General features: G+C 71.1%; 20 protein-coding genes. 12 read left to right on the top strand and 8 right to left on the bottom strand.

The window, feature by feature from the left end:
* Positions 1 to 134: 134 nt before the first annotated feature.
* From rhaI to BH708_RS11910, 9 genes are all read left to right on the top strand, one after another.
* The gene (gene rhaI / locus BH708_RS11870) at positions 135 to 1,313 is read left to right on the top strand and encodes an L-rhamnose isomerase (protein ID WP_076808912.1); all 1,179 of its coding nucleotides are present in this window, start codon (positions 135 to 137) and stop codon (positions 1,311 to 1,313) included.
* Positions 1,301 to 3,385 carry a bifunctional aldolase/short-chain dehydrogenase gene (locus BH708_RS11875; RefSeq protein ID WP_371329787.1) on the top strand — a complete coding sequence of 695 codons (2,085 nt, stop codon included), beginning with the start codon at positions 1,301 to 1,303 and terminating at the stop codon, positions 3,383 to 3,385. The genes rhaI and BH708_RS11875 overlap by 13 nt, the downstream gene beginning before the upstream one ends.
* Positions 3,382 to 5,148 carry a rhamnulokinase family protein gene (locus tag BH708_RS11880; protein WP_083713543.1) on the top strand — a complete coding sequence of 589 codons (1,767 nt, stop codon included), beginning with the start codon at positions 3,382 to 3,384 and terminating at the stop codon, positions 5,146 to 5,148. Before BH708_RS11875 ends, BH708_RS11880 begins: the two co-directional genes overlap by 4 nt.
* Before the next feature lie 339 nt (positions 5,149 to 5,487).
* Positions 5,488 to 6,429 (top strand): mevalonate kinase, encoded by a 942-nt coding sequence (mvk, locus tag BH708_RS11885; protein ID WP_076808914.1) that lies wholly within the window; start codon positions 5,488 to 5,490, stop codon positions 6,427 to 6,429.
* Positions 6,426 to 7,415, top strand: a complete 990-nt coding sequence (mvaD, locus tag BH708_RS11890) for a diphosphomevalonate decarboxylase (RefSeq protein ID WP_076808916.1) — start codon at positions 6,426 to 6,428, stop codon at positions 7,413 to 7,415. The genes mvk and mvaD overlap by 4 nt, the downstream gene beginning before the upstream one ends.
* Positions 7,412 to 8,509 carry a phosphomevalonate kinase gene (locus tag BH708_RS11895; protein WP_076808917.1) on the top strand — a complete coding sequence of 366 codons (1,098 nt, stop codon included), beginning with the start codon at positions 7,412 to 7,414 and terminating at the stop codon, positions 8,507 to 8,509. The genes mvaD and BH708_RS11895 overlap by 4 nt, the downstream gene beginning before the upstream one ends.
* Positions 8,502 to 9,665 carry a type 2 isopentenyl-diphosphate Delta-isomerase gene (fni, locus tag BH708_RS11900; protein WP_083713546.1) on the top strand — a complete coding sequence of 388 codons (1,164 nt, stop codon included), beginning with the start codon at positions 8,502 to 8,504 and terminating at the stop codon, positions 9,663 to 9,665. Before BH708_RS11895 ends, fni begins: the two co-directional genes overlap by 8 nt.
* The gene (locus BH708_RS11905) at positions 9,662 to 10,723 is read left to right on the top strand and encodes a hydroxymethylglutaryl-CoA reductase (protein WP_076808918.1); all 1,062 of its coding nucleotides are present in this window, start codon (positions 9,662 to 9,664) and stop codon (positions 10,721 to 10,723) included. Before fni ends, BH708_RS11905 begins: the two co-directional genes overlap by 4 nt.
* Positions 10,723 to 11,877, top strand: coding sequence for a hydroxymethylglutaryl-CoA synthase (locus tag BH708_RS11910; protein ID WP_253705314.1), 1,155 nt, complete (start codon positions 10,723 to 10,725; stop codon positions 11,875 to 11,877). Before BH708_RS11905 ends, BH708_RS11910 begins: the two co-directional genes overlap by 1 nt.
* 228 nt (positions 11,878 to 12,105) lie before the next feature.
* Here the strand turns inward: BH708_RS11910 and BH708_RS11915 are convergent, their stop codons facing one another.
* Together BH708_RS11915 and BH708_RS11920 are read right to left on the bottom strand one after the other, a co-directional pair.
* Entirely contained in the window at positions 12,106 to 13,119 is a 1,014-nt protein-coding gene (locus BH708_RS11915) for a LacI family DNA-binding transcriptional regulator (protein WP_076808920.1), read from the bottom strand.
* Between the two features lie 79 nt (positions 13,120 to 13,198).
* Positions 13,199 to 14,494, bottom strand: a complete 1,296-nt coding sequence (locus BH708_RS11920; RefSeq protein WP_076808921.1) for an ABC transporter substrate-binding protein — start codon at positions 14,492 to 14,494, stop codon at positions 13,199 to 13,201.
* A gap of 277 nt (positions 14,495 to 14,771) precedes the next feature.
* On the opposite strand from BH708_RS11920, the gene BH708_RS11925 reads away from it, so the two are divergent.
* The 3 genes from BH708_RS11925 (at position 14,772) to BH708_RS11935 (ending at position 19,996) form a co-directional block, all read left to right on the top strand.
* A complete protein-coding gene (locus BH708_RS11925) occupies positions 14,772 to 16,127 on the top strand; it encodes an MFS transporter (protein ID WP_076808922.1) in 1,356 nt (451 codons plus the stop codon).
* A 3-nt stretch (positions 16,128 to 16,130) separates the two neighbouring features.
* On the top strand, positions 16,131 to 18,473 hold the full coding sequence (locus tag BH708_RS11930; RefSeq protein WP_076808923.1) for an alpha-L-rhamnosidase: 2,343 nt from the start codon (positions 16,131 to 16,133) through the stop codon (positions 18,471 to 18,473).
* Positions 18,474 to 18,673: 200 nt separating this feature from the next.
* Entirely contained in the window at positions 18,674 to 19,996 is a 1,323-nt protein-coding gene (locus tag BH708_RS11935; protein ID WP_253705315.1) for an ABC transporter substrate-binding protein, read from the top strand.
* Positions 19,997 to 20,180: 184 nt separating this feature from the next.
* Here the strand turns inward: BH708_RS11935 and BH708_RS11940 are convergent, their stop codons facing one another.
* Genes BH708_RS11940 through BH708_RS11965 form a run of 6 tightly spaced genes read right to left on the bottom strand, consistent with a single transcriptional unit; the run spans position 20,181 to position 26,492 of the window.
* Positions 20,181 to 22,001, bottom strand: a complete 1,821-nt coding sequence (locus BH708_RS11940; RefSeq protein WP_076808924.1) for an ABC transporter substrate-binding protein — start codon at positions 21,999 to 22,001, stop codon at positions 20,181 to 20,183.
* Positions 21,998 to 22,249, bottom strand: a complete 252-nt coding sequence (locus tag BH708_RS11945) for a hypothetical protein (RefSeq protein WP_076808930.1) — start codon at positions 22,247 to 22,249, stop codon at positions 21,998 to 22,000. The genes BH708_RS11940 and BH708_RS11945 overlap by 4 nt, the downstream gene beginning before the upstream one ends.
* Complete coding sequence (locus BH708_RS11950) at positions 22,246 to 23,334, bottom strand: ABC transporter ATP-binding protein (RefSeq protein WP_076808932.1); 1,089 nt, start codon at positions 23,332 to 23,334, stop codon at positions 22,246 to 22,248. The genes BH708_RS11945 and BH708_RS11950 overlap by 4 nt, the downstream gene beginning before the upstream one ends.
* Positions 23,327 to 24,415, bottom strand: coding sequence for an ABC transporter ATP-binding protein (locus tag BH708_RS11955; protein WP_076808933.1), 1,089 nt, complete (start codon positions 24,413 to 24,415; stop codon positions 23,327 to 23,329). Before BH708_RS11955 ends, BH708_RS11950 begins: the two co-directional genes overlap by 8 nt.
* A complete protein-coding gene (locus tag BH708_RS11960; RefSeq protein WP_076808936.1) occupies positions 24,415 to 25,353 on the bottom strand; it encodes an ABC transporter permease in 939 nt (312 codons plus the stop codon). Before BH708_RS11960 ends, BH708_RS11955 begins: the two co-directional genes overlap by 1 nt.
* The gene (locus tag BH708_RS11965) at positions 25,350 to 26,492 is read right to left on the bottom strand and encodes an ABC transporter permease (protein ID WP_076808945.1); all 1,143 of its coding nucleotides are present in this window, start codon (positions 26,490 to 26,492) and stop codon (positions 25,350 to 25,352) included. The genes BH708_RS11960 and BH708_RS11965 overlap by 4 nt, the downstream gene beginning before the upstream one ends.
* Positions 26,493 to 26,731: the final 239 nt, after the last annotated feature.

Here is a 26,731-nt window from a genome sequence, read left to right on the forward strand (position 1 = left end):
GCAGCGACCGACGGAAGCGCGTCGGCCTCGCGCGAGAATCTCGCGGGACGGTGCCCGGCGCCGCTGCCGCTCTGGCCGCTCATCCCGCTGCGCACCTCACGGACGTCGTCCGCGAGCATCCGAAGGAGCCCACCATGCCCACTCCCACCGCCCTTCCCGTCGACGTCGCCCGCGACCTCGCCGAGTTCACCATCGAGGTCCCCAGCTGGGGTTACGGCAACTCGGGCACCCGGTTCAAGGTGTTCGGCACCCCCGGCACCCCGCGCGACCCCTTCGAGAAGATCGCCGACGCCGCGCAGACCCACGCCTACACCGGCTCCGCCCCGCGCGTCTCGCTGCACTACCCCTGGGACAAGGTCGAGGACTTCGGCGCGCTGCGCGAGTACGCGGCCGCGCAGAACATGCAGATCGGCATGATCAACTCCAACACCTTCCAGGACGACGAGTACAAGTTCGGCTCCCTCACGGCCGGTGACAGGACCGTGCGCCGCCGCGCGATCGACCACCACCTGGAGTGCCTGGACGTCATGCGCGCCACCGGTTCGACGGAGGTGAAGATCTGGCTGGCCGACGGCACGAACTACGCCGGCCAGGACTCGATCCGTGCCCGTCAGGATCGTCTGGCGGAGTCCCTGCAGGAGATCTACCGGGGCCTTCGCGACGGCGAGCGCCTGGTGCTGGAGTACAAGTTCTTCGAGCCGGCGTTCTACCACACGGATGTCCCGGACTGGGGCACGAGCCTGCTGCACTGCCTGGCCCTCGGCGAGCAGGCGCAGGTGGTGCTGGACACCGGCCACCACGCCCCCGGCACCAACATCGAGTTCATCGTCGCCCAGCTGCTGCGGCAGAACCGCCTGGGCGCCTTCGACTTCAACTCCCGCAACTACGCCGACGACGACCTGATCGTGGGCGCGGCGGATCCGTTCCAGCTGTTCCGCATCCTGTTCGAGATCGTCCAGCAGGACGCGCACCGCCCCGCGGCCGGCGTGAACTTCATGCTCGACCAGTGCCACAACCTGGAGTCGAAGATCCAGGCCCAGATCCGATCGGTGCTGAACGTCCAGGAGACCCTGGCCAAAGCACTGCTGGTGGACCGCGAGGCCCTCGCCGACGCCCAGGAGCGCAACGACGTGCTGGAGGCGAACGACATCCTGATGGATGCCTTCTGGACCGACGTGCGCCCGGCGCTGGCCGCCTTCCGCGAGGAGCGCGGGCTGCCCGCAGATCCGTTCGCGGCCTTCCGGGCCGGCGGGTACGAGGAGAAGGTCGCCGCCGAGCGCGTCGGCGGCCACCAGATGGGATGGGGGGCCTGAGCATGACCAGCACGTCCACGACCCCCTCGGCGGGGCCGACGAACCCGACCGTCGCGGCCCTCCTGGCCCGTTCGCACGAGCTCGGAGCAGACCCGAAGAACACCAACTACGCCGGCGGCAACACCTCCGCCAAGGGCACCGACACCGATCCGGTCACCAGGCAGGAGACGGAGCTGCTGTGGGTCAAGGGGTCCGGTGGTGACCTCGGCACCCTGACCGAGAGCGGGCTGGCGGTGCTGCGGCTGGACCGCGTGCGCGCTCTGGCCGACGTCTACCCCGGTCTCGAGCGCGAGGACGAGATGGTCGCCGCCTTCGATCACTGCCTGCACGGGAAGGGCGGCGCCGCCCCGAGCATCGACACCGCCATGCACGCCCTGGTCGAGGCCGCGCACGTGGATCATCTGCACCCCGATGCCGGGATCGCGCTGGCGACGTCGGCCGACGGGGAGCGCCTGACCCGCGAGTGCTTCGGCGACGCCGTGGTGTGGGTGCCGTGGCGTCGGCCCGGGTTCCAGCTGGGACTGGACATCGCCGCCATCCAGCGGGAGAACCCTCAGGCCATCGGCTGCATCCTCGGCGGACACGGCATCACCGCCTGGGGAGAGACCTCCGAGGACGCGCAGGCGAACTCCCTGCGGATCATCACCGAGGCGACCGAGTTCATCGAGCGCACCGGGGCTACCGAGCCCTTCGGCGCCCACGATGCTTCGCGCGCGGCGCTCCCGGAGGCGGAGCGCCGGGCGAAGGCCTCGGCCCTGTTCCCGGTGATCCGGGGCCTCGCCTCGACCGACGCTGCGAAGGTCGGGCACTGGACCGATACCGATGCCGTCCACGAGTTCCTCGCCGGTGAGAAATTGGGGAAGCTGGCCGATCAGGGCACCTCCTGCCCGGACCACTTCCTGCGCACGAAGGTCAAGCCCCTCGTGCTGGACCTCCCGGCGAACGCCTCCGTCGAGGAGTCGGTCGCCCGGCTGCAGGAGCTGCACGAGGCCTACCGCGCGGACTACACCGCCTACTACGAGCGCCACGCGGATGCTGATTCCCCCGCGATGCGCGGGGCGGACCCGGCGATCGTGCTGGTCCCGGGCGTCGGCATGTTCTCCTTCGGCGCCGACAAGCAGACCGCCCGGGTGGCCGGCGAGTTCTACGTCAACGCCATCAACGTCATGCGCGGCGCCGAGGCGATCTCGGCCTACTCCCCCATCGCGGAATCCGAGAAGTTCCGCATCGAGTACTGGGCCCTCGAGGAGGCGAAGCTGCAGCGCAAGCCGGCGCCCAAGCCGCTCGCGACGCGCGTGGCGCTGGTGACCGGTGGCGGCTCCGGCATCGGCAAGGCCACGGCGACCCGCTTGGTCGCCGAAGGTGCCTGCGTGGTCATCGCCGACCTGGACCTCGAGGCCGCGCAGGCGGTCGCCGAGGAACTGGGAGGCCCCGATACAGCCGTCGCGCTGAAGGCGGACGTCTCCGACGAAGGGGCCGTGATCGCTGCCGTGGCCGAGGCGGTGCTCGCCTTCGGCGGGCTCGACCTGATCGTGAACAACGCCGGGCTGTCGCTGTCCAAGCCCCTGCTGGAGACCACCGCGAAGGACTGGGACCTGCAGCACGACGTGATGGCCCGCGGCTCCTTCCTCGTCTCGCGGGAGACGGCGCGGGTGATGATCGACCAGGCCATGGGCGGGGACATCGTCTACATCTCCTCGAAGAACTCGGTGTTCGCCGGGCCCAACAACATCGCCTACTCGGCGACCAAGGCCGATCAGGCCCACCAGGTGCGGCTGCTGGCCGCGGAGCTCGGCGGGCACCAGATCCGGGTCAACGGCATCAACCCCGACGGGGTGGTGCGCGGCTCCGGCATCTTCGCCGGGGGCTGGGGCGCGTCGCGGGCGAAGGTCTACGGCGTCGAGGAGGAGGAGCTCGGGGAGTTCTATGCCCAGCGCACCCTGCTGAAGCGCGAGGTGCTGCCCGCGAACGTGGCGAATGCGGTGTTCGCGCTGACCGCCGGGGACCTCTCCCACACCACCGGCCTGCACGTCCCGGTCGACGCCGGGGTCGCCGCCGCCTTCCTGCGATGAGGGCGCCCGAGCCCGCCGGTCCGGGCGCGCGCGGTGCCGCCGAGCGTCGGCCCGCCGTCGCCCGCCCGGCACCGCACGCCCGGGGCACCGCTCCGCGAGCGATCGCCGCGATCGACCTCGGGGCGACCTCGGGCCGTGTGATGCTGGGCATCGTCGCCGACGGCCGGATCGAGATGGTCCCGGCGCGCCGCTTCGAGAACCGCCTGGAGCGGGTCGACGGGAACCTGTGCTGGGATCTCGACGCGCTCTGGGCCGAGATCCGCCACGGGCTGACCGAAGCGCACGACCTCGCGGTGGCGCGCGGGCTGGAGGGGCTGGACTCGATCGGTGTCGACTCCTGGGCGGTGGACTACGCACTCGTCGGCCCCGAGCAGCACGAGCCCGACGGCTCCCCCACCTCGGGCCCCGGCCCACGTCCCGCCGCGAGTCCTGACCCGCGCCGCACCGCGAGCAACGGCCCGCGGCCCGCCCCGAGCTCCGGCCGTCGTCATGGCGAGGTCATCGCCTACCGCGACGACCGCACCGACGGGATCGCCGAGCAGTTCGCCGTCACGGTCTCCCGGGAGCGGCAGTACGCGCTGACCGGCATCGCCCAGCAGCCCTTCAACACGCTCTACCAGCTGGTGGCCGACGACCGCCTCGCCGACCTCCCCGTCGGCACGACGCTGCTGATGCTCCCCGATGCGATCGGGCACCTGCTGACCGGGCGGCGGCGCACGGAGCTGACCAACGCCTCCAGCACCGGGATGCTGGCCGTGGGCGGGGCCGATTGGGCCGAGGAGCTGCTGACCGGAGCGGGGATCGACCCGGAGCTGCTGGCCCCGTTCATCGCGCCGGGCGAGCTGCTCGGCACCGTGCGTCCCGACCTGGGCACGGAGCTCGGGATCGGGGAGGTGACGGTGATCGCCGTCGGCTCCCACGACACCGCCTCCGCCGTGCTCGCCGTCCCCGCCACGGGTACCGGGACGGTCGCCTACATCTCCTCGGGCACCTGGTCGCTGATCGGCCTCGAGCTGACCGGGCCTGTCGCCACGCCCGAGGCCCTCGAGGCCGGGTTCACGAACGAGGGCGGAGTCGACGGGACCATCCGCTTCCTCCAGAACGTCGCGGGGATGTGGCTGGTCAGCGAATCGATCCGGCAATGGCAGGACGAGGGTCTCGACGTGGATCTGGAGACTCTGCTGACGGCGGCCGCCGCCGAACCGCCCGCCCGCGCGCTGATCGACCCCACCGATCCGCAGTTCCTGGCCCCGGGAGGGATGGCCGATCGGGTGATCGCCGCCGCGCGACCCGTCCGTGCCGACCGCGCCGATCCGCCCGATCCGACCGACCCTGCCGGCCCCGGCGGCCTCGCCAACCCCGCTGACCCAGCCCCGGAGAGACCGACCGAAAGCTCCGCCGTCTCAGGTCCGCTGCCGGACGCCCCCGCTCTCACCACCCCCGCGCAGGTGGTGCGCTGCATCCTCGAATCCCTCGCCCTGACGTACCGCGATCAGCTGGCCACCGCCTGCCGGATCGCGGGCGTGCCGAAACCCGACCGGCTGCACGTCGTCGGCGGCGGCAGCCGCAACGCCCTGCTGAACCGGCTCACCGCGGACGCGCTGGGGATCGAGGTCGTCGCCGGTCCGATGGAGGCGACGGCGCTGGGCAACCTCGCGCTGCAGGCCGCCGCGCTCGGGGCCGTTCCCGCGGATCGCGGATCGATCCGCGAGCTGGTGCGCGCCAGCGTCGAGCTGGAGACCTTCCGCCCTCCGCCGCGGTGAGGACGCCTCAGGCGACGAGCTGCGGGCGACCCGCGACTCCGGTGCCGCGGGGACCACGAGGAGTGCGACGGGCCGCACATCACCGTCCGGTCACGCCCACCGCAGAAGCGACGTACAGGGCATACGGTGCGCCCCCGCCTCGTCACCGTCCTCCCAGGGTGGACGATTCGTGAGAGTCCCGTGTGGATCGCCCGGGACGTATCGCACCGAGCACATTCATGCTCCATGCTGGTCATGGCGCAGATATCTTGGGCCGTTGAAGTTCTGCTGACGCATTGCACCTGACGCACTCACGAGACAGGTTCCCGAGTTCGATTGACCTCACATCCTCCCGCCCCGGTGCACGCCCCTGCCGTCCTCGGCACGGGGCGCGCTCACGCGAAGGCGATCCTGCTGGGGGAGCACTCGGTCGTCTACGGCACGCCCGCCATCGCGGTACCGGTCAGCACGCTCACCTCGACGGCGACCCTGCGGCCCGCGGCCGGCTCCCTGATCAGCAGCGCCCTCTATCGGGGCACGGCCTCCGACGCCCCCTCGCGCCTCGCGCCCGTGCAGGCCGCCTGGAGGGCGGCGGCAGCCCACGTCGGCCTCCCCCGGGAGGGTCTCGAGCTGCTCACCGAGTCCACCCTGCCGATCGCTCGCGGCCTCGGCTCCAGCGCCGCGATCGCCGCCGCGATCGTGCGGGCCGTCGCGGACGCCGCCGGCATCACCCTCTCGGTCCCCGAGGAGCATGAGCTCATCCAGGAAGCCGAGCGCGCCGCCCACGGCACCCCCAGCGGCATCGATGCCCGCACCGTCGTCTCCGCGGCACCGATCCGCTTCGAGCTGGGCGCCTTCCAGTCCCTGCCCGTCGGATCCTCCTTCAGCCTCGTGATCGCCGATACCGGGCGACCGGGTGCGACCTCGACGGCCGTGGCCTCCGTCCGTGCCCTGCGCGAGCGCGAACCGCTGGCGACCGACGCCGCGATCGCCCGTCTCGGCGAGCTGGCCGAGGGATCCGTCACGGACCTGGCCACCGGGGACGCCGCGGAGCTGGGCTTTCGCCTGCGCAGCGCCCACGAACTGCTGCGCGAGCTCGGTGTGAGCAACCCCGAGCTGGATACCCTCGTCCAGGCGGCGCATGCCGCCGGCTCCCCCGGCGCCAAGCTCACCGGCGGCGGTCAGGGAGGGTGCATCATCGCCCTCGCCCCGTCCGCGGCCGAGGCCGGGCAGCTCTCCCGTGCGCTCGAGGAGGCCGGAGCGGCACAGGTGTGGACCACGGTGATCGGAGAGACGGCATGACCACGGCGACAGCACGCGCGCACCCCAACATCGCGCTGGTGAAGTACTGGGGCAAGCGGGACGAGGAGCTCATGCTGCCCGCTGCCGGCAGCCTCTCGCTCACGCTGGACGCCTACGCCACCACCACCACGGTCTCCCTCGACCCCTCGGCCACCGAGGATCGCTTCGTCCTGGGCGGCGCCGCCGCCACGCCGGGGCAGACCGTGCAGGTCACCCGCTTCCTCGACCTGGTCCGTGCCCGTGCCGGTTCCGCCGCGCGCGCCGACTCCTCCGCCCATGCCGTGGTCGATTCCCGCAACGAGGCTCCCACCGGGGCGGGTCTGGCCTCCTCCGCCTCGGGCTTCGCCGCTCTCGCCGTCGCCGCGGCCGCCGCCTACGGCCTCGACCTCGACCGCACCGAGCTCAGCCGCCTGGCGCGGCGCGGCTCCGGCTCGGCGACCCGCTCGCTGGTGGCCGGCCTGGGGATCTGGCACGCCGGGGACGACGACGCCTCCTCCTTCGCCGAGCCGATCGAGGGCCCGGAGATGTCCATGGTCATCGTGACCGTCGATCCGGGACAGAAGAAGGTCTCCAGCCGCGAGGGGATGCGCCGTACCGCGGCCACCTCCCCGTACTACTCCGGCTGGGTCGACTCGACCGCCCGCAGCCTCGAGGAGATGTCCGCGGCCTGCCGCGCCGGGGACTTCACCCGCGTCGGTGAGATCACCGAGTCCAACGCGCTGCGCATGCACGCCGCGATCGAGGCCTGCGAGCCGCCGATCCGGTACCTGCGCTCCACCTCCGTCGCCGTGTTCGACGCCGTCGAGCAGCTGCGCACCCGCGGCATCGAGGCGTACGCCACGGCCGATGCCGGCCCCAACGTCGTGGTGATCAGCCGCCCCGCCGAGGCCGAGGCCGTGGCCGAGCACCTCGCCGACCATGGCGACGTCCGCATCGTCGGGGCCGGCCCCGGCGCCCACCTGATCCCCACCGAGGAGAGCGCATGATCGTCACCCGCGCACCGGGCAAGCTCTTCATCGCCGGCGAATACGCCGTCGTCGAACCGGGCGAGCCCGCCGTCCTCATCGCCGTCGATCGTTTCCTGACGGTCCACCTGGCCCCCAGCGACGACGTCGGCCGCGTGCACTCGCGCGAGTACGGGCAGGCCCCGGTGGTGTGGACCCGTGCGGAGGGCCCCGAGCACTCCGTGAACATCGTCGTGGAGCACCAGCCCTACGACTACGTGGTCAGCGCGATCACGCTGATGGAGCGGCTGCGCGACGAGCGCGGACTGCCCGCCCATTACTTCGACCTGCACATCGAGTCGGACCTCGACGACTCCTCGGGCCGCAAGTTCGGCCTGGGCTCCTCCGCCGCCGTCACCGTCGCCGTGGTGGCCGCCCTCGACGAGTTCTACGACCTCGGTCTGAGCCGCACCGAGCGGTTCCGCCTGGCCCTGCTGTCGACCATCACGGTCGCCCCCAACGCCTCCGGCGGGGACGTGGCCGCCTCGACCTACGGCGGCTGGATCCGCTACTCGGCCCCCGACCGGGTCACCCTGCGCGAGTCGCTGGAGCGCCACGGCGTGACCAAGGCGCTGACCTCCCCCGGCTGGTCCCCGCACCGGGTGGACCGTCTGCCCGACCCCTCGTCACTGGAGCTGCTGGTGGGCTGGACCGGCTCCCCCGCCTCCACCGAGCGCCTGGTCGGCGGGGTGCGACCGCCCAGCGGACGCACCGCCAGCCCCTACGAGAGCTTCGTGGACGAGAGCCGCGACTGCGTCGACGCCCTGGTCGCGAGCCTGCGGGCCGACGACGGCCGCCGCGCCCTGGACGTCATCGGCCGGGCCCGGCGCCTGCTGCAGCGGCTCGGCGAGACCAGCGGGATCCGCATCGAGACCGACGAGCTGCGCCTGCTGTGCGACCTCGCCGAACGGCACGGCACCGCCGGCAAGCCCTCCGGCGCCGGCGGCGGGGACTGCGGCATCGTCCTGGCCCCCACCGACGTCCCGCTGCAGAGGCTGCTGTCCGCCTGGGAGGCCCAGGACATCCGGCGCCTGGACATGTCGGTCCAGCACCTTCCGGGGAGCGCCGATGAGTGAGACCGCCTCCCCGAGCGGGCGCCGCAAGGACGACCATCTGCGCCTCGCCCACGACCAGCAGACCGCCCCGGCGCTCCGCAACGACTTCGACGACGTCCAGATCCTCCATCACGCGCTCGACGGGCTCGACGCCGAGCAGGTGCGCCTGGACGTCGAGGTCCTGGATCGGGCCTGGAGCGCCCCGGTCTACATCAACGGCATGACCGGCGGCACCGACCGCACCGCCAGCGTCAACCGCGCCCTGGCGATCGCCGCCCGCGAGACCGGCATCGCGATGGCCTCGGGCTCCGTGGGCATCGCCCTGGACGATCCGTCCACCGCACCCGGCTTCCGCGTGATCCGCGAGGAGAATCCCGACGGCTTCGTGATGGCCAACCTCGGCATCGGGCGCAGTGCCGAGGAGGCCCGGCGCGCCGTGGACCTGCTCGAGGCCGATGCCCTGCAGATCCACCTCAACGCCGTCCAGGAGACGGTGATGCCCGAGGGCACCCGCGACTTCTCCCGCTGGCCGCGGGCCCTGGAGGCCGTGGTCGCCGCCTCCCCCGTGCCCGTGCTGGTCAAGGAGGTCGGCTTCGGCCTCAGCCGCCGCACGCTGACCCGCCTGCAGGAGATGGGCGTGCAGATCGCCGACGTCAGCGGCGTCGGCGGCACCGACTTCGCACGCATCGAGAACTCGCGCCGCCCCGGGGAGGACTACTCGTTCCTGGCCGGGCACGGCCAGTCCGCCGTGACCTGCCTGCTGGACGCCCCGAGCCCGGCGCCGGTGCTGCTGGCCTCCGGCGGGGTGCGCACTCCGCTGGACGTGGTCAAGACCCTCGCCCTGGGGGCCCGGGCCGCGGGGGTGGCCGGCGCCTTCCTCAAGCCCGCCTACGACGGGGACGCCGAGCACGCGACCGCCGTGATCCGTGGCTGGCTGTCCCAGCTGAGGGAGCTGATGGCGCTGTTCGGCGCCAGGACCCCCGCCGAGCTCACCCGGACCGACCTGCTGCTGCGCGGGCGGGTGCGGGAGTTCTGCGAGCTCACCGGTCTCGACGCCGCCCGCTACGCCCGCCGCGAGCGCCAGGGTGCCGAGCCGGTCGCCGACCCGGACACGTCGGCGCGGACCGATCCGAGAACCCCGACGGCTCCGCCGTCCCGACCCAGGACGAGGACATGAGCGAACGCACCGCCCCCCACGCCACCCCGGTGCCCACCCGCTGGGTCGGCCCGATCCGCATCAGCGGCAATGCCGCCACCGGCGAGATCGAGGTGCCGCTGGCCACCTACGAGAGCCCGCTGTGGCCCTCGGTGGGACGCGGCGCCAAGGTCTCCCGCCTCGTCGAGGGCGGCATCACCGCCACCCTGATCGATGCCCGCATGGCCCGCTCCAGCCTGTTCGTCGCTCCCGATGCCGCCGTCGCGCACGCCGCCGACCGGGTCCTGCACGAACGCCTCGATCAGCTGCAGGCGACCGTCGAGGCGAGCAGCCGCTTCGCCCGCCTCATCGACCTGCACACCGAGATCGTCGGCAACCTGCTGTTCGTCCGCTTCGCCCTGACCACCGGCGACGCCTCTGGGCACAACATGGTCACCAAGGCCGCCGAGGCCCTGATGGAGACGATCCTGTCCTGGGACCTGGGACTCGAGTACGGCTCCGTCTCCGGCAACTACTGCACCGACAAGAAGCCCAGCGCCGTCAACGGCGACCTGGGCCGGGGCCGTCGCGTCGTCGCCGACATCCTCATCCCGCACGACGTCCTCGAGCAGCGGCTGCGCACCAGCGCGGCACAGATGGTCGACCTGGTGGTGCGCAAGAACCTCGTCGGCGGGACCGTCGCCGGGTCCCTGCGCTCGGCCAACGCCCACTACGCGAACATGCTGCTGGCGATCTACCTGGCCACCGGCCAGGACGCGGCGAACATCGTCGAGGGCTCCCAGGGCATCACCTTCGCCGAGGAGCGCGAGGAGGGGCTGTACTTCTCCTGCTCGCTGCCGCATCTGATCGTCGGGACCGTGGGCAACGGGAAGAACCTCCCCGAGGTCGAGGAGGCCCTGGAGCGCCTGGGCTGCCGGGAGGAGCGGGCCGACGGGGAGAACGCGAACCGGCTGGCCGCGATCACCGCCGCCACGGTCCTGTGCGGAGAGCTGTCGCTGCTGGCGGCGCAGACCAATCCAGGAGAGCTGATGGCGGCGCACGTCGCCATGGAACGACGAGCCGCAAGGGGTGACGCCTGATGTCGATCGGAATCCATGACCTCGCGGTGGCGACGGCGCACCACGTCGTCGACCTCGCGGAGCTGGCCGAGGCCACGGGCGTGGACCCCGCGAAGTACCAGATCGGACTCGGCCAGGACCGGATGAGCTTCCCGGCCGCTGACGAGGACATCGTGACCATGGGCGCCGCCGCAGCGCAGCCCCTGCTGGAGCGTCATGGCACCGAGGGGATCCGCACCGTGCTGTTCGCGACCGAATCGGGCGTGGACCAGTCGAAGTCGGCGGGGCTGTTCGTCCACGAGCTGCTGGGGCTTCCCCGCACCATGCGCGTGGCCGAGTTCAAGCAGGCCTGCTACGGCGCCACCGCCGCGCTGCAGTCCGCGCTCGGCATCGTCGCGCGGAACCCGCAGGAGCGCGTGCTGGTCATCGCCAGCGACGTGGCCCGCTACGAGCTCGACACCCCCGGGGAGCCCACCCAGGGCGCCGGCGCGGTGGCGATGCTGGTCAGCGCCGACCCCGCCCAGCTCGCGATCGAGCCCGTCTCCGGCGTGGCCGCCCGCGACGTCGACGACTTCTGGCGGCCCAACGACTCCACCACCGCGGTGGTCGACGGGCGGCTGTCGCTGACCGCCTACCTCGGGGCGCTGACCACAGCATGGGACGACTTCACCGCCGGCGGCGGCGTCGGGGCCGAGCAGATCGACCGCTTCTGCTTCCACCAGCCGTTCACCAAGATGGCGCGCAAGGCCCTGAAGGGGCTGGCCCAGCACACCGGGGTCGAGCTCGGCGACGAGCTGCAGGAGGCGACCTTCACCTACAACCGCGAGCTCGGCAACACCTACACCGCGTCGCTGTACGCAGGGCTCGCCGCACTCCTGGACCACGACGACGACCTGGCAGGGCAGCGCATCGGCCTGTTCAGCTACGGCTCGGGGGCGGTCGGGGAGTTCTTCACCGGCATCGTCCAGCCCGGCTACCAGGAGCAGCGGCGCCGCGCGGCCGTCACCGCGGAGCTGGCCGCCCGCATCCCGCTGTCGCTGAGCGAGTACCGCGAGCTGCACGCCGCCGAGCACGCCAGCGTGACCGACCTCGAGACGCCCCGGGTGACGCAGGGCCCGTTCCGCTTCGCCGGCATCCGCCGCCAGGCCCGGCAGTACGAGGCCACACAGGGCTGAGGCGGCGCCGTCGGTGCCGCGCCCACCACGATGACCACGCAGTGATGTGCCGCTGGCGTCCACGGACGGAAACCAGCGGCACATCATTCGCCAGCACCTCGTGGGGGTGCCGCCGGATGCGGACCCTGATGCGTCGGAGTGCGCGCGCCACGGAGGGCGTCGCCCGGCGCCTCCGCCCATCGTCGACTCCCCGCTCGGCCCCAGCCGATCGTCGACTCCCGCTCGACCTCAGCCGATCGTCGACTCCCGCTCGACCAGCGTCGGGGTGAAGCTCACGTGCCGCGGCGCGGCATCGCGGTGGGCGATCTCCTCCTCCAGCAGGGCCAGCGCGGTGCGGCCCATGAGATCCGCGGGCTGGGCCACAGAGGTCAGCGGCACCACGGTCGAGCGCGCGAAGGCGATGTCGTCGTAGCCGACCAGTGCGATCTCGTCGGGGACCGCGATCTGGTGACGGAAGGCGAAGGCCTGCAGCACGCCGACCGCGAGCAGATCGTTCACGCAGAACACGGCATCGGGACGCTCGGTGCTCGAACGCGCCACGACCGCCTTGCCGGCAGTGCGGCCGGCCAGCACGGTGAGATCCTCGGCCTCGAGCACCTCGACCTCGACGCCGACGTCGGCCGCCGCCCGGCGGGCCCCGTGCAGACGGTCCGCGACCTGCCGGAGGTCCTGCCGCGCCGTGACGACGCCGATGCGTCGGCGGCCCTGGGCAGCGAGATGGCGCACGGCGATCTCGCCCCCGGCGATGTCGTCGACGCTCACCGAGGAGCCGCCGGTGGCATCCCGCGCGCTCTCCGCGAGCACGACGGGAGTGCCGCGACCGCGGATGCCCGCGATCAGGTCCTCGGTGCCGCCCGCGGAGGCCAGCAGGATCCCGCGCACCCGCTGCTCCTCGAACAGCGAGAGGTAGAGTCGCTCGCGCTGTTCACGATTGCCGGTGCTGCCGGCGATGACAGCGAGGGAGGAGGCCTCCGCGGCCGCCTCGATGCCGCCGACCAGCTGGCCGTAGAAGGGGTTCGCCGAGTCCAGGACGATCGCGCCGACGGTGCGGGACTGGCCGAGCTTGAGCTGCCGGGCGGCATCGTTGCGCACGTACCCGAGCTCGGCGATCGCCGCCTCGACCCGCACCCGGCGGTCCCCGGAGACGATGTCGGGACGGTTCAGCACGTTGGAGACGGTGCCGACCGAGACCTCGGCCCGTCGCGCGACGTCCTTCATGCTCACGACATGGTGCCCTGCCATGCGCACCCCCTCCTGGCCGACGGACCGGTCCCGGGCGGCGGACCCGGAACCTCGATGCCGCGACTGTATCGCGGCGGCCTCAGCCCAGCAGACCCGGTGCTTCGTCGATCACCGCAGCGCTGGCCGCGGCAGGATCCGCGCTGCCGAACAGGACGTCCTCGACATGCCGGGCGAGGGCGTCGTCGACCGCGCCCCCGCCGGGTGGGGTGATCGGCGGCGGGTCGCCCAGCTCCCCCGCGATCGCCTCGATGAAGTCGACGGCCTTGAGGTCGGAGTCGCTGAGCTCGGGGAGGATCGCCTCTCGCACCTCGAGGTTCGCGGGCACCCCGCGCTCCGCGAGCAGGATCTTCCCCGCATCCGTGCTGTTGACCAACCAGTCGACGAAGGCCGCCGCATCCGCCTGATGGCCGGAGGTGGAGGCGATGGAGAAGTACATCGAGGCCTTGTACCAGAGCTTCACGTCGGCGACCCTGCCCGTCATCGACGGCATCCTCAGGATGACGCTCCTGCCGTCCAGCGAGTCGTCGAAGGTGACCACCTGGTTCGACCATTGCGCCTGGAGACCGCATCTGCCCACGGCGAACAGGGTCTGGTCGACGGACTGCGCCGCATCCTCGACCGCCACCGAGGTGGGCGGGGCGGCGCCGGTGTCCTGGAGCCTCAGCACGAACTCCATCCAGCTCTGCAGCTGCTCGGCGGTGTACCCGACCCCCTCGGGGCCGAAGCGCTCCGCCCCGAGCTGACGCAGGTAGACGGTCAACGGAGGTCCACCCGCGGCGCCGAACTGCTGGACGCCGTACGTGCCTTCGGGAGTGCCCTCGGAGATCCTGGAGCCGATGTCGACGAGGTCGTCCCAGGTCCACGTGGTGTCATCGGGCAGGTCGACCCCCGCAGCCGCGAACACGTCGGGATTGGCCAGCAGCACCGGGGCGTTGATCCCGGCGTTCAGGGCGAACAGGCTCCCGTCGATCCTGCCGGCGTCCAGCGCCGCCTGGTCGAAGGCCGAGGTCTCGATGTCGGTCGTGGACAGATCGATCAGGATCTCCCGGCTGGCGTACTCGGCGAGGTAGCCCTCGTCCATCTGGATCACGTCAGGGCAATCGCCACCGGCGACCTGGGTGGCGAGCTTGTCCCAGTAGCCGCTCCAGTCCCCCGGCTCCGCGGAGATCGTCAGGTCCGGGGCCACGTCCTCGTAGGCGTCGAGAGCGGCGCGCGTGAGCTCGTCACGCGCGGCATTTCCCCACCAGGCGAAACGCAGCGATGAGGAGCCGGAACCACCACCGCCGCCGCCGGAAGCATTCGGGCCGCAGGCGGCGAGCGGGGCCAGGGCGGCGAGCGCCACCGGGAGGGCGAGAGCTGTGCGACGGGTGGGCATCGGGCGATCTCCTTCGATCATGGTTCCCCGGACGCAGGCCTTCCGAGCCTCGACGCGGAGATGTCCGGAGTGTAGGCCGACGTCTTGAAACGTGTAAACCCGCCCTCCTCGACCCGGGACGGAGAATCTCCCTCGGGGCGGGGAAGGGGTTGTGGGGAGCCGAGGAGCCTTGCTAGCGTCACGGGGTGCTACGGCTGAGTCGTTTCAACAATCGGACCGAACAGGCTCCGTGAGAGCAGCGCCTCTCGAGCCGTCCACCACGTTCGAAGGAGAACACATGCATCCGACCGGGACCCGACGGGCGGTGCCCAGCCCCTGGTGGGTGGCCATCGTCTGCGGCATGGCCTCCTATCTCGATGCGGCGGCCATCGTCAGCTCCGGCACCGCCCTCGTGCTCTACCAGCATTCGATCGGCATCACCGAGGGTCAGATCGGCCTCCTCTCGGCCGCGCTCACGCTGAGCATCGCGATCGGCGCCCTCAGCGGCGGCCGCCTCGGAGACCGTTACGGACGGCGCGCCGTCTTCCTGGCCACCATGGGGATGATCCTGCTGGGCGCGATCCTGCTGGTCCTCGCCCCCGGCTTCTCGCTGCTGCTGGTCGGCATGATCCTCGTCGGCCTCGGCTCGGGGGCGGACCTGCCGGTCTCCCTGGCCTCGATCTCCGAGGCGGCGTCGGACCACAACCGTGGCCGCCTCGTCGGCTTCTCCCAGATCCTCTGGTTCGCCGGGATCATCGGCGCGAACGTCTTCGGGATCATCGCCGGCGGGCGGGGGCAGCTGGGCGGACAGATCATGTTCGCCCACATCGGCCTGGTCGCGCTGGCCGTGCTGATCGCACGCGTCAGCATTCCGGAGTCGGCCACCTGGGCGCAGGCCGATCACGAACGGACCGCCGGGGCCGCCACGCTCCGCGCGCGCAGCACCGACCTGCGAGACGTCCTGCGCCGACGGACCCTCCTGGTGCCTTTCCTGGCTCTGATCGGGTTCTACACGCTGACCAACATCGGCGCCAACACCGGGGGGCAGTTCGGCACCTACATCGGCGTGAACGTCGTAGGGATCTCCGTGAGCGCCCAGTCCCTGCTGGGCATCGTGATGCTCGGCGTGGGCATGCTGGGTGCTCTCGTGTTCATGCGGATCGTCGACACGCGGTGGCGCATGACCTGCTATCTCATCGGCGCCGTGCTCCTGGCCGGCTCCTACCTGATCCCTGTCGTCCTCGGCTTCGGCCTGGTGCCCTGGATCGCCCTGAGCTTCTTCAACGCCGTCGGCGGCGCCTTCGCCTTCGAGGCCATCATGAAGGTGTGGTCCCAGGAGTCGTTCCCGACGCTGCTGCGCTCGAGCGTCCAGGGCGCCGTCATCGCGGTGGCGCGGGTCGTCGCTGCCGGCGTCGCCCTGGTCACGCCCGCTCTGATGCACACTCCCGGACTGGCCTACGGACTGATCGCGCTGGTGGTCGCCGTCGGCCTCGTCTGCGGCTGGGCCGGCTTCCGTCGGCCCCGGTTCGACGCCTTCGCCGAGGAGGCACGCGAGGTCCCGGAGGGACCCGAGTCCGTCGCCGAGCACACTCCCGACGCCGCCCCTCCCGCCCAGTTCTCCCCCACCACCCCGTACGCCCCGACCGAGAGGTGACCCATGAGCGCCCCTAACACCGCCACCACTGCGGCGACCCCTGCCGCCACGAGCACCACCACCGCCGCGGCCGACACCGCCTCGACTCCCGTCGCCGAGGCCCTGCGAGGTGCCCAGGCGATCACCGCCGACCCGGCCGACGGTCGCGCCCCCGTCCTCGCCACCCGGGCAGCGCTCGACCGGTCCCCCACCACCGTCGCCCACGCCGAACTGCTGGCCACCGCCCACGGCATCTACGAGGCCTCGATCGACGGCCACCCGGTCACCGATTCGGTGCTGAACCCGGGCTGGACCGTGTACGAGTCCCGACTGCAGGTCCAGCGATTCGACGTGACCGAGCTGGTCCGCACGGCGGGCGCAGAACTGCACCTCGCAGCGGTGCTGGGCCGCGGCTGGTGGAACGGCGACTTCGGCTTCACCGATGCCGAGGCGAACTACGGCGAGCAGGGAGCCTTCCTCGCCGCGCTGATGATCACCTACGAGGACGGCTCGAGCCAGCAGGTCGTCACCGACGCCTCCTGGACCGCCACCGATTCGCCGATCACCTTCGCGACGATCTACGACGGCCAGCACGAGGACCGTCGCCTCGACTCCGGCGCACCACGCCCGGTCCGCACCGCACAGATCGACCGCTCCACCCTCATCGAGCAGACCTCCCCGCTGATCACCCGCCACGAAACTCGTCGGCCGGAGTCGATCTGGACCTCCCCGTCGGGCGCCACGCTGCTGGATTTCGGCCAGAACCTGGTGGGCTGGCTGCGCTGCACGGCCACCGGGCCCGCGGGCACCGAGATCATCCTGCGTCACGCCGAGGTGCTCGAGCACGAGGAGCTCGGCACCCGCCCGCTGCGCTCGGCGCAGGCCACCGACCGGCTGACCCTGTCCGGGGACCCGACGGGCGAGACCTTCGAACCGACCTTCACCTTCCACGGCTTCCGCTACGCCGAGGTCACCGGGTGGCCCGGCGAGCTCACGGCCGAGGACATCGAGGCCGTCGTGGTCCACTCCGAGATCCGCCGCACCGGGTGGTTCGAGTCCTCTCATCCCGGGGTGAACCAGCTGGTGAGCAACTCGGTCTGGTCCCAGCGCGGCAACTTCCTGGCCGTCCCGACCGACTGCCCCCAGCGTGATGAGCGTCTGGGCTGGACCGGGGACATCGCCGCATACGCCGCCACCGCCGCCTTCCAGTTCGACGTCTCCGACTTCCTGCACAACTGGCTGCTGGACGTGCACGCCGAGGCGAGCCTGCCGCCGCTGAGCTTCGTCCCCTTCGTGGTGCCGGACGTCCTCAAGCTGCGCAAGAACGGCGACGACCCCTTCGCCGAGGAATCCGCCGAGGTCCCCACCGCGATCTGGGGCGATGCCGCCGTGTGGGTCGCCGAGGCGCTGTGGAACGCCTATGGGGACCTGGAACGGCTGCGCGAGCACTATCCCGCCATGGTGCTGCACCTGGAGTCCGTCGAGCGCGCCCTGTCCCCCAGCGGTCTGTGGGACACCGGATTTCAGTTCGCCGACTGGCTCGATCCGGATGCCTCCCCGCACGATCCCGCTGATGCGAAGGCCGACAAGGGCGTGGTCGCCACCGCCTGCCTGATCCGCTCGGCGCGCTTCGCCGCCGAGACCGCCCGCCTGATCGGTGAGGACGAGGACGCCCGACGCTGGCAGGACCTCGCCGATCGCACCCTGGGCGCCTTCACCGATGCCTACGTGAGCCGCGACGGTCGCATCGTCTCGGACTGCGCGACGGTGTATGCGCTGGCCATCACCTTCGATCTGCTCGATGCGGAGACCCGGCCGCAGTCCGCCGAGCGCCTGGCGGAGGTGGTGGCCGAGGCGGGCTACCGCGTCTCCACCGGTTTCGCGGGCACGCCGTTCGTGACGTGGGCGCTGTCGGAGACGGGGCATGTCCAGGACGCCTACCGCCTGCTGCTCGAGGAGGGGAACCCCTCCTGGCTCTACCCGGTCTCCATGGGCGCGACCACCATCTGGGAGCGCTGGGACTCGATGCTGCCGGACGGCTCCATCAATCCCGGCGAGATGACCAGCTTCAACCACTACGCCCTGGGCGCTGTCGCCGACTGGATCTACCAGGTCGTCCTCGGCATCCGTCCCGCCGCCCCGGGCTATCGGCGCGTGCGCATCCAGCCCACCCCGGGCCCCGGCATCGACTGGGCGAAGGGGGCCTACGACTCCGCGGCCGGCCGCATCGAGGTCACCTGGGAACAGCCGGGCGACGGGGCCGACGGGCTCCACGGTTCCGCCACGATCCCCGAGGGCGTCGAGGCGGACCTGGTGCTGCCCGACGGGTCGACCCGCAGCATCGGCCCCGGGACGCACGTCTTCTGACCGGCGCGGCTCATGGCCGGACGAGCGGATCACGGCCGCCTCCCGCGATCGTGCACCGGGCTTCCCCCTGGGGACGTCAGGCGCACCATCGCGGGACGGAAACCGTGGAAAGCGCTTGACCGGTGAGGTCGCCGAGACGAGACTGTCCATCCGGAGCCCCGGAACCTCGGAATCCGATCCGTCGACCTCGAAATTCTCACGTGAACATCCAGGAGAACCCCTTGCTCTCTCGCCGCACCGCCCTCGCCCTGCTGGCCGCCGCCGGGGCGGCCCCCGCCCTGGCCTCCTGCGGCCCCAACGCCGGGGGCTCCGGCGGCGGGGCTCTCCGGGTCTACTGGTGGGGCGGTGACCTGCGCGCCGGCATCACCCAGGACGTCCTGGACATGTATTCCCAGGACCATCCGGACCAGGAGATCTCCCCGGAGTACAGCGAATGGTCGGGCTACTGGGACAAGCTCGCCACCCAGACCGCCGGCGGCAGCGCGCCGGACATCATCCAGATGGACGAGGCCTACATCGACTCCTACGGCACCGAGGGCTCGCTGCTCGACCTCGAGACCGTCTCCGACGTCCTCGACCTCTCCGCGATGGACGAGGCGATCCTCGAGACCGGGCGCCTGGCCGACGGCACCCTGGTGGGCGCCCCGAACGGTTTCAACCTCTACGCGACCGGCATGAACCCGGCGCTGCTCGAGGAGGCCGGGATCGATCTGCCCGACGACACCACGTGGACCTGGGAGGACTTCCACGCCCTGTGCCAGGAGATCACCGAATGGGGAACGTCCTCCGGGAAGGGCGTCCTGGGCACCAGCGGCTTCGGCCTCGGTGCCGGGGACCTGGCCGCCTGGGCCCGCCAGAGCGGCGACCAGCAGCTCTTCCCCCGCGAGGACGAGGAGCTCGTCACCAAGGACACCATCGTCTCGCTGCTGGAGTTCAGTCGCGAGCTGGCCGGCTCCGGGGCGGCCCTGGAGGCGGGAGCACAGATCGAGAACTCCTCGGCGAGCCTCGAGCAGGGTCTGTTCGCCACCCGCGGATGCGTCTTCCAGCAGGTGCCGAGCTCCCAGATCCTCACCTTCCAGGATTCCACCGGCGACCCCCTCCAGCTGCTGCGCATGCCGGCGCGCACCAGCGGGGAGTCGAAGATGGTCAACAAGGCGTCGATGTACTGGTCTCTCAGCGCGAAGACGGCCGACACCGCCGCCGCGGCGGAGCTGACGAACTTCCTGCTCACCGACGAGGCGGCGGCCGAGAAGCTGAAGATCGAGCGCGGCATCCCCGCCTTCCCCGCGATCCAGGAGGCGGTGCGTCCGCTGCTGAGCGAGAACGCGCTGATCTCGCTGGACTTCGCACAGGAGATGCAGGAGGAGGTCGTCACGCCGCCCGTGGTCACGCCCGCCAGCGGCGTCGGCTTCGGCGATCAGTACACGCGCCTGGCGGAGGAGTCGCTGTTCGAGGAGCGCTCGACCTCCGCGGTGGCTGACGAGATGCTCGAGATCCTCACCGGCATGCAGCCGGAGCGCTGAGCAGCACCGGCTGCTGGGCAGTGACGAGCCGCTGACCTCCCTCCAGGGGACGTCAGCGGCTCATCGCTCACGGGCCGTCCCCCGGGGCGCAGTGCCCCGGGGGATCGCCTGCAGCCTGCCACCCCGCTGAACGCGACCCCGCGCCGTGCGGGAGCGCTCAGCGCGGGCCGTCACCGCCGCCGCCTCACTCCTCGACGGGCGTGATCGTCCCGCGGAACATCTCCAGCGTCACGAAGTTGTCCGCGTACGGGGCGTTCTCCAGGATCGGGTCGCCCGGCTCCGGGAAGCCCTGGACCCGGACGCCTTCCAGCGCCGGGTTGTTCCCGTACCGCTCGAAGATCGGGATGATCGGCAGCAGCTCGTTGAAGGCCAGCGCCACGACGGACACGTTCTTCTTCTGCTCCTCGACGTCCAGGCCCTGACCGGACTTGGTCACCAGCTCCTCCAGGTTCACGGTCCCCGCGGAGGTCTCCACGTTCTGCAGCGGGAAGGCGTAGCCCTTGCCGCCCTGGTTCTTGGCGATCGGGATGTTGTGCACGAACAGGTCCGTGACGAAGGAGAAGTGCGGGTGGGGGTGGGTCGAGGAGCCCCAGGCCTGGATCGCCATCTGGAAGTCGCCCTTGTCGATGTCGATCGGGGCCTGCTTGTCGTCCAGCCCGCGGGCGGTCACCGAGATCCCGAACTCCGAGAGCTGCTCGGCGATGTTCTTGCCCGATGCCGACCAGTCCGCATAGGTCTGCGGGAACTGGATCTCGTAGGCGGCGGCCTTGCCCTCCGGCGTCAACCAGGCATCTCCCTCCTTGGTCCAGCCCGCCTCCTCGAGCAGCGAGGTCGCCTTGTCGACGTCCTGCTCGTAGGTGTCGATCTTGCCCTTGACGTCGTCGGTGAGCCACTCGTCGACGAAGTTGTCCGAGAAGCCGACCATGTTGACCACGGCCTTGCCCGAGTCCGCGAGCGAGATCTGGCCGTTGACCTCCCGGTCGATGAGGTAGGCGAAGGCCCTGCGGGTGCGGGCGTCGGCGAACTCCGGGAACTGGTCCTGATTCAGGTACAGCGCGGGTCCCGAGTACACCGGCGGGCGCAGGATCGTGTATCCGGCCGCCTCGAAGGGCTCCTCGGAGGCCGGGGCGAAGCCGTGGGTGGCGTAGTCGACGTCGCCGGACTGGACCAGCGAGGTGACCTCGGTGGTCTCCCCGGCGTAGAGGACCACGGCGTCGAAGACGACCTTGTCGGCGCCGTAGCCGGTCTCGTTGCGCACCAGCGTCAGCTGGGTGTTGGTGATCGTGTCGTAGTCGAAGTCGTAGGGTCCGGAGACGACGACGTTCTCGGGCTTGAAGGTCTGGAACTCGGTGCCCAGCGCCTCGCCGTCGCCCTCGTCCATCGTGCCGCCGGCGTCGACGATCGCCTTGGCGCGCTCGGCCCACTTCCCGTACTGGGAGGTGGCCAGGATGTTGCTCTTGAGCACGTAGCGTTCGAGCACGGCGGGCGGGTCCTCGAAGTTGATCACCACGGTGGTGTCGTCGGGTGCTTCCAGACCGGTGATGAAGTCCCAGGCCGGGGAGCGCTGGATGAACTGCATGTAGAAGGTGGTCAGGTAGTCCTGGGAGGTGAGGTCCGAGCCGTCGGACCACGTCAGGCCCGGTTTGAGCGTCACGGTGAGGGTGCCCCCCTCGGTGTCGAGCTCATGCGACTCGGCGATCAGGTACTCCCACTTCTTCTCCGCCCACAGCCACATGGCCGACGGCGGGACCAGCAGGTCCCGGTAGATCCCGTCGCCGATGATGGAGGTGGGCACGCCGGCGTAGGGCAGACCGGCGAAGTTGAAGTGGCCCTCGGGCGGCGGCATGAAGGGCCAGGCGCCGTGGAAGGTGCTGGCGCTGCCCTCTCCGCCGCCGCCTCCGCCGCCCTCGGGAGTGGCGGGCGAGCAGGCCGCGACGCCTGCTCCGGCGGCGGTGGTCAGGCCGACGGCCTTGAGGATGTCGCGTCGGCTCCAGCTGGTGCTCATAGGTTCTCCTTGGTTGTGACGATCGGATCGTCGGTGAGATCGGCGATCGCGTCGTCGCGATGCCGGCGTCGGGAGCTGAGTCGTCGTGCGAGAACGGAACCGACGACGATGCCGATCCCGAGCAGGAGCGCGAGGATGCTCACGATCCGCTCCCCGGTCCCGGCGTCGGTCAGGGGGAGCATGAGGGCCGCACCGACCCCCACGAAGCAGCCCAGGGACAGCAGGGCCCGGGTGGCGGCGTCGATCATGAGCGTCCACCCCCGCGGTCGCCCGAGCCGGCGTCGCCGCCGGCTCCGGTGTCGGCTCCGGTGTCGGCTCCGGCCGCGGCCGTCGGCTGCGGGTCGGTGACGACCATGCAGGCCACGTCCTGGGCCGGGGCCTGCGGTGAGGGCGTCAGCACCGGGATGCGTTCGCGGCAGCGGTCCTCGGCCAGCGGGCACCGCGGGTGGAAGGTGCAGCCGCTGGGGAGGTCGGAGAGGCTGGGGATGTCGGCGCTGAGCAGACCGGCCCCGGACTTCTTCTGACGGGCCTTCTCCGGGTCCGGCTCGGGCACGGCCTCCAGCAGTGCCTTCGTGTAGGGGTGCTGGGGGTCGTTGATCACCTGCGGGGTGGGCCCGGCCTCGACGATCTTGCCCAGGTACATCACCGCCGTCCGGCCCTCCCAGGCGAAGTACTTGGCCAGGGCGAGGTCGTGGGTGATGTAGATGAAGCCGACGCCGTCCTCGGTGCGCAGCCGGGTGAGCATGTTCAGCAGGCTCACCCGGATGGACACGTCGAGCATCGAGGTGGACTCATCGGCGATCAGCAGCCGCGGTGAGAGGGTCAGACCGCGGGCGACGGAGACGCGCTGGCGCTGACCGCCCGAGAGCTGGTGGGGGAACTTCCCGCGGTAGCTCTCCGCCGGGGTCAGATCGACCGTCTCCAGCAGCTCGTCGACCCGCTGGTCGACCTCCGCCGGGTTGTGAGCCAGCCCGTGGCGACGCAGCGGGATCGACAGGGTGCTGTGCACGGAGCGGATCGGGTTCAGCGAGGCGTAGGGGTCCTGGTGGATGTACTGCACGGAGCGCCGGTAGCGTCGGCGATCCGCGCGCGTCATCGCGGCCAGGTCCTTGCCCTCGAAGCGGACGGTGCCGGAGCTCGGGGAGGCGAGGCCGGCGGCCAGGCGGGCCGCGGTGGTCTTCCCGCTGCCGGATTCGCCGACCAGGCAGAGCACCTCGCCGGCGCCGACGCCGAGGGACACGTCGGAGACGGCCGGCAGGTCCCGGCCCTTGACGCGGAAGACCTGGGAGGCGTGGTCGAGCTCGATCAGCGGATCGGGGGCGGGCTCACGCACGGGCGATCACCTTCCGTTCGTGATGGACCTGGTCGTGGTGGATGCAGGCCGCCGCATGGGTCATGTCCGCGGGCCGCTCGGTGAGGGGGATCAGCTCGGGCTCGGCCCGCAGGCACTCGTCGGTCGCGAGCTCGCAGCGGGGCGCGAAGGTGCAGCCGGGAGGCAGGGTCGCCAGCGACGGCGGGGCCCCGGGGATCGAGGCCAGCTCCGGCAGGTCCCCGCTGACCGGCGGGACGGCGTTGATGAGCTTGGAGGTGTAGGGATGCTTCGGGGCGGAGAAGATGTCGCGGGTCGACCCGGTCTCGATGACCGTCCCGGCGTACATCGTGATCACCCGGTCTGCGAGCTCGGCGGCGAGCGCGAGGTCGTGCGAGATGAAGATCATCGCGAACTTGTACTCCGCGCGCAGCTCCGCCAGCAGGTCGATCACGGTGCGCTGGGTGAGGATGTCCAGCGCGGTGGTGGGCTCGTCCAGCACCAGCAGCCGCGGGCGCAGCAGCAGCGATGCCGCGATCAGCGCTCTCTGCTTCATCCCGCCGGACAGCTCGTGGGGGTAGCTCCCCAGCACCCGTCGCGGCTCGAGGCGCACCGAGCGCAGGGCCTCGGCGGAGCGCTCGAGGATCTCGCGCCGGCCGATCTTCCCGGGGGCGTGGTCCGTGAGGGTGTCCGCCATCTGCTGGCCGATCGTGAGCACGGGGTTGAAGGCGTTCTGCGCGCCCTGGAACACCATGGCCGCCTCGGACCAGCGCCATCGCCGCAGCTGGGCCTGGGTCATCGAGGTCACGTCCCGTCTGCGCCCGTCCTCACCGGTGAAGGCGACGGAGCCGCCGGTGATCTCGCCGAGGGTGGGCAGCAGGCGCAGCAGCGCGAGACCGAGGGTGGTCTTGCCGCAGCCGGATTCGCCGACCAGGGCCAGGGAGGACTCGGGGTAGAGGTCGAAGCTCACCCCGCGCAGAGCGCGCACGGAGGTGTTCTTGCCGGTGCGGTAGGCGACCTGGAGGTCCCGCGCGGACAGCACCGGGGCATCGGGAACCGACGTCGCGGGGTCTGCGGAGCCGTCGGGCGTCGTGGAGTGGGTCATCAGCGGTCCCTCAGTCGGGGGTTGAGGATCTCTTCGAGGGTGCGGGTCAGCAGGATCAGCCCCAGCTGCAGCAGCACGATCATGGTGACCGGGGCGACGATGTACGGCATCGCGTCGGGGTTGAACATCGCGCCCTTGGTCCACGCGTCGTTGATCATGATTCCCCAGTTGGTGCCCTTCTGCGGGGCCAGGCCCAGCAGGTACAGGCCCACCATCGCGTAGATCGCGTTGGTGACCGCGATGATGAAGTTGATCAGGATGTAGCTGGCCATGTTGGGGACGATCTCCCCGAACACGATGCGCACCCAGCCGACGTCGAGCAGCTGCGCCGCCTCGACGAACTCGCGCTCCTTGAGCGAGAGCACCTGTGCCCGGATCGAGCGCATCAGCACCGGCCAGCTCAGGACGCCGATGATGATGCCCAGCAGCATCGGCGAGTCGAGGTTGTAGAAGGCGCCGACGACGGCGAGCAGGACGATCTGCGGGACGGTCATGACGATGTCGGTCAGCTGGAGCATCGCAGCGTCGAAGCGGCCGCCGAAGTAACCGGCGAGCGATCCGATGGCCACGGCGATCACGGTGGTGATGCCGGCCGCGAGGAATCCGACCAACAGCACGGTCCGCCCGCCGATCACCAGCAGGTGGAGGGTGTCCTTGCCGGTGCCCTCGAGCCCCAGCCAGTGACGGCTGCTGGGCCCCTCCCAGGCGCGGCTCGCATCGCCGGGGACGTCGGTGCCGACCACGAGCGGGCCGATCAGGGACAGCAGCAGGATCGCGACCACCAGGCACAGGCCCAGGAATCCGGAGGCGCTGCGGGTCAGCTCGTTCAGGAGCCGACGCAGCGGGCCGGTGCCGGAGCTCCTGCCGGCCGCGGGGGCGGGTGCCCCGGTGTCGGCGGGGGCGGTGGTGGCGGTGGCGGGCGGGGCGTCGGCGCTCATGCGGCACCTCCCTCGCCGAGGCGGATCCGGGGATCGAGGGCGGCGTTGATGAGGTCGGCCGCGAGATTGGCGAGCACCACGGTGATCGTGACCACCAGCAGCACCCCTTGGATCGTCGGGTAGTCGCGGGTGTTGATCGACTCGAACAGCAGCAGGCCGATGCCCTCGTAGGAGAAGGTCTGCTCGACGAAGATGGCGCCGCCGACGATGAACCCGGCCTGGGTGGCGATCTGGGCGATCAGCGGCAGCAGGGCGTTGCGGCCGACGTAGTTGGACTGGATGCGGGTCTCCTTGAGACCGCGCGCCTTCGCGACGGTCACGTAGTCCTCGCCGAGGATCTGCGTGGTCGAGGCCTTCATGATCAACGCCCAGGTCCCCACCGTGGTCAGGACGTAGGTGATGATCGGCAGCGTCGCGTGGTAGCCGATGTCGGAGAGGAAGCGGAGGGAGAACTCGGGGTCCACGCCCGGGGTGACGTTGCCGCGCATCCGCGTGTAGTCGATGATGCCCAGCTGCACTGCTCCGACCACCACGATGAGGATCGCCAGCAGGTAGTTGGGGATCGCGTGGAAGCCGCTGCCGATGATCGAGACGGCGTGGTCGATGATCCCGCCGCGGCGGTAGGCCATGATCATGCCGAGGATCAACCCGATGGTGATGGAGATCAGCAGGGCGATCCCGACGCTGTAGAGCGTCCACGGGAGGTACTGGGCGATCTTGTCCATCACCGTGACCCCGGGGGTCGCGATCGAGGTGCCCATGTCGCCGTGGAGCAGACCGGAGAGGTAGTCGAGGTACTGCCGCCAGATCGGGGTGGAGGGGTCGAAGCGGAAGAAGTTGCTGGCCTCGGCGGCGGCCTGCTCGTAGCTCTTCCCGTACAGGGCGATCTGCTGGTTGATGTAGACGTCGACCGGATTGCCGGGCAGCAGGCGCACCATCAGGAACACGCCGGAGGCGACCACCCAGACCACGAAGGCCGAGCGCAGCAGCCGACGCAGGATGAACGAGTGGTAGATCCGGTGCCCGAGGGATGCGCGGGGGCGCGTCGGTGCTGCGGTCCCCGGAGGGGCCGCCTCGGGCCCTCCGGGGGCAGCGGCGGACTCTGCGGGTGCCGCAGAGGTCGGAACGTCAGCGGTCATTGCTCTCCTCGACGACAAGCGACGGTGCTCGGCGGAACTCTATCGATATTGTGACCCCGTACACACCAGAAACATGGTCACGATTCGAGCAATCTTGCGCGAGTCGGCGGATGAACGGGCACGTTCGCGCTTGCCGGGAGGCCGCGACCCACCCGACCCCGCACCTCGTCCTGACGGCTTCCACGCAGGTCAGAGCACAGTTCTGTGGCCCCGGTCCGGGATCTCCCGGCCGGGAGGGC

The sequence above is a fragment of the Brachybacterium sp. P6-10-X1 genome, assembly GCF_001969445.1.
Taxonomy (GTDB): domain Bacteria; phylum Actinomycetota; class Actinomycetes; order Actinomycetales; family Dermabacteraceae; genus Brachybacterium.

Bases quoted from the DNA above. Each gene is read 5' to 3' on its own strand.
- BH708_RS11875 (WP_371329787.1), top strand. From the start codon at position 1,301: ATGGGGGGCCTGAGCATGACCAGCACGTCCACGACCCCCTCGGCGGGG.
- BH708_RS11920 (WP_076808921.1), bottom strand. From the start codon at position 14,494: ATGCCCACCCGTCGCACAGCTCTCGCCCTCCCGGTGGCGCTCGCCGCC.
- BH708_RS11895 (WP_076808917.1), top strand. From the start codon at position 7,412: ATGATCGTCACCCGCGCACCGGGCAAGCTCTTCATCGCCGGCGAATAC.
- BH708_RS11905 (WP_076808918.1), top strand. From the start codon at position 9,662: ATGAGCGAACGCACCGCCCCCCACGCCACCCCGGTGCCCACCCGCTGG.
- BH708_RS11880 (WP_083713543.1), top strand. From the start codon at position 3,382: ATGAGGGCGCCCGAGCCCGCCGGTCCGGGCGCGCGCGGTGCCGCCGAG.
- BH708_RS11925 (WP_076808922.1), top strand. From the start codon at position 14,772: ATGCATCCGACCGGGACCCGACGGGCGGTGCCCAGCCCCTGGTGGGTG.
- mvaD (WP_076808916.1), top strand. From the start codon at position 6,426: ATGACCACGGCGACAGCACGCGCGCACCCCAACATCGCGCTGGTGAAG.
- BH708_RS11960 (WP_076808936.1), bottom strand. From the start codon at position 25,353: ATGAGCGCCGACGCCCCGCCCGCCACCGCCACCACCGCCCCCGCCGAC.
- BH708_RS11930 (WP_076808923.1), top strand. From the start codon at position 16,131: ATGAGCGCCCCTAACACCGCCACCACTGCGGCGACCCCTGCCGCCACG.
- BH708_RS11945 (WP_076808930.1), bottom strand. From the start codon at position 22,249: ATGATCGACGCCGCCACCCGGGCCCTGCTGTCCCTGGGCTGCTTCGTG.
- BH708_RS11915 (WP_076808920.1), bottom strand. From the start codon at position 13,119: ATGGCAGGGCACCATGTCGTGAGCATGAAGGACGTCGCGCGACGGGCC.
- BH708_RS11910 (WP_253705314.1), top strand. From the start codon at position 10,723: ATGTCGATCGGAATCCATGACCTCGCGGTGGCGACGGCGCACCACGTC.
- BH708_RS11965 (WP_076808945.1), bottom strand. From the start codon at position 26,492: ATGACCGCTGACGTTCCGACCTCTGCGGCACCCGCAGAGTCCGCCGCT.
- fni (WP_083713546.1), top strand. From the start codon at position 8,502: ATGAGTGAGACCGCCTCCCCGAGCGGGCGCCGCAAGGACGACCATCTG.
- BH708_RS11955 (WP_076808933.1), bottom strand. From the start codon at position 24,415: ATGACCCACTCCACGACGCCCGACGGCTCCGCAGACCCCGCGACGTCG.
- BH708_RS11940 (WP_076808924.1), bottom strand. From the start codon at position 22,001: ATGAGCACCAGCTGGAGCCGACGCGACATCCTCAAGGCCGTCGGCCTG.
- rhaI (WP_076808912.1), top strand. From the start codon at position 135: ATGCCCACTCCCACCGCCCTTCCCGTCGACGTCGCCCGCGACCTCGCC.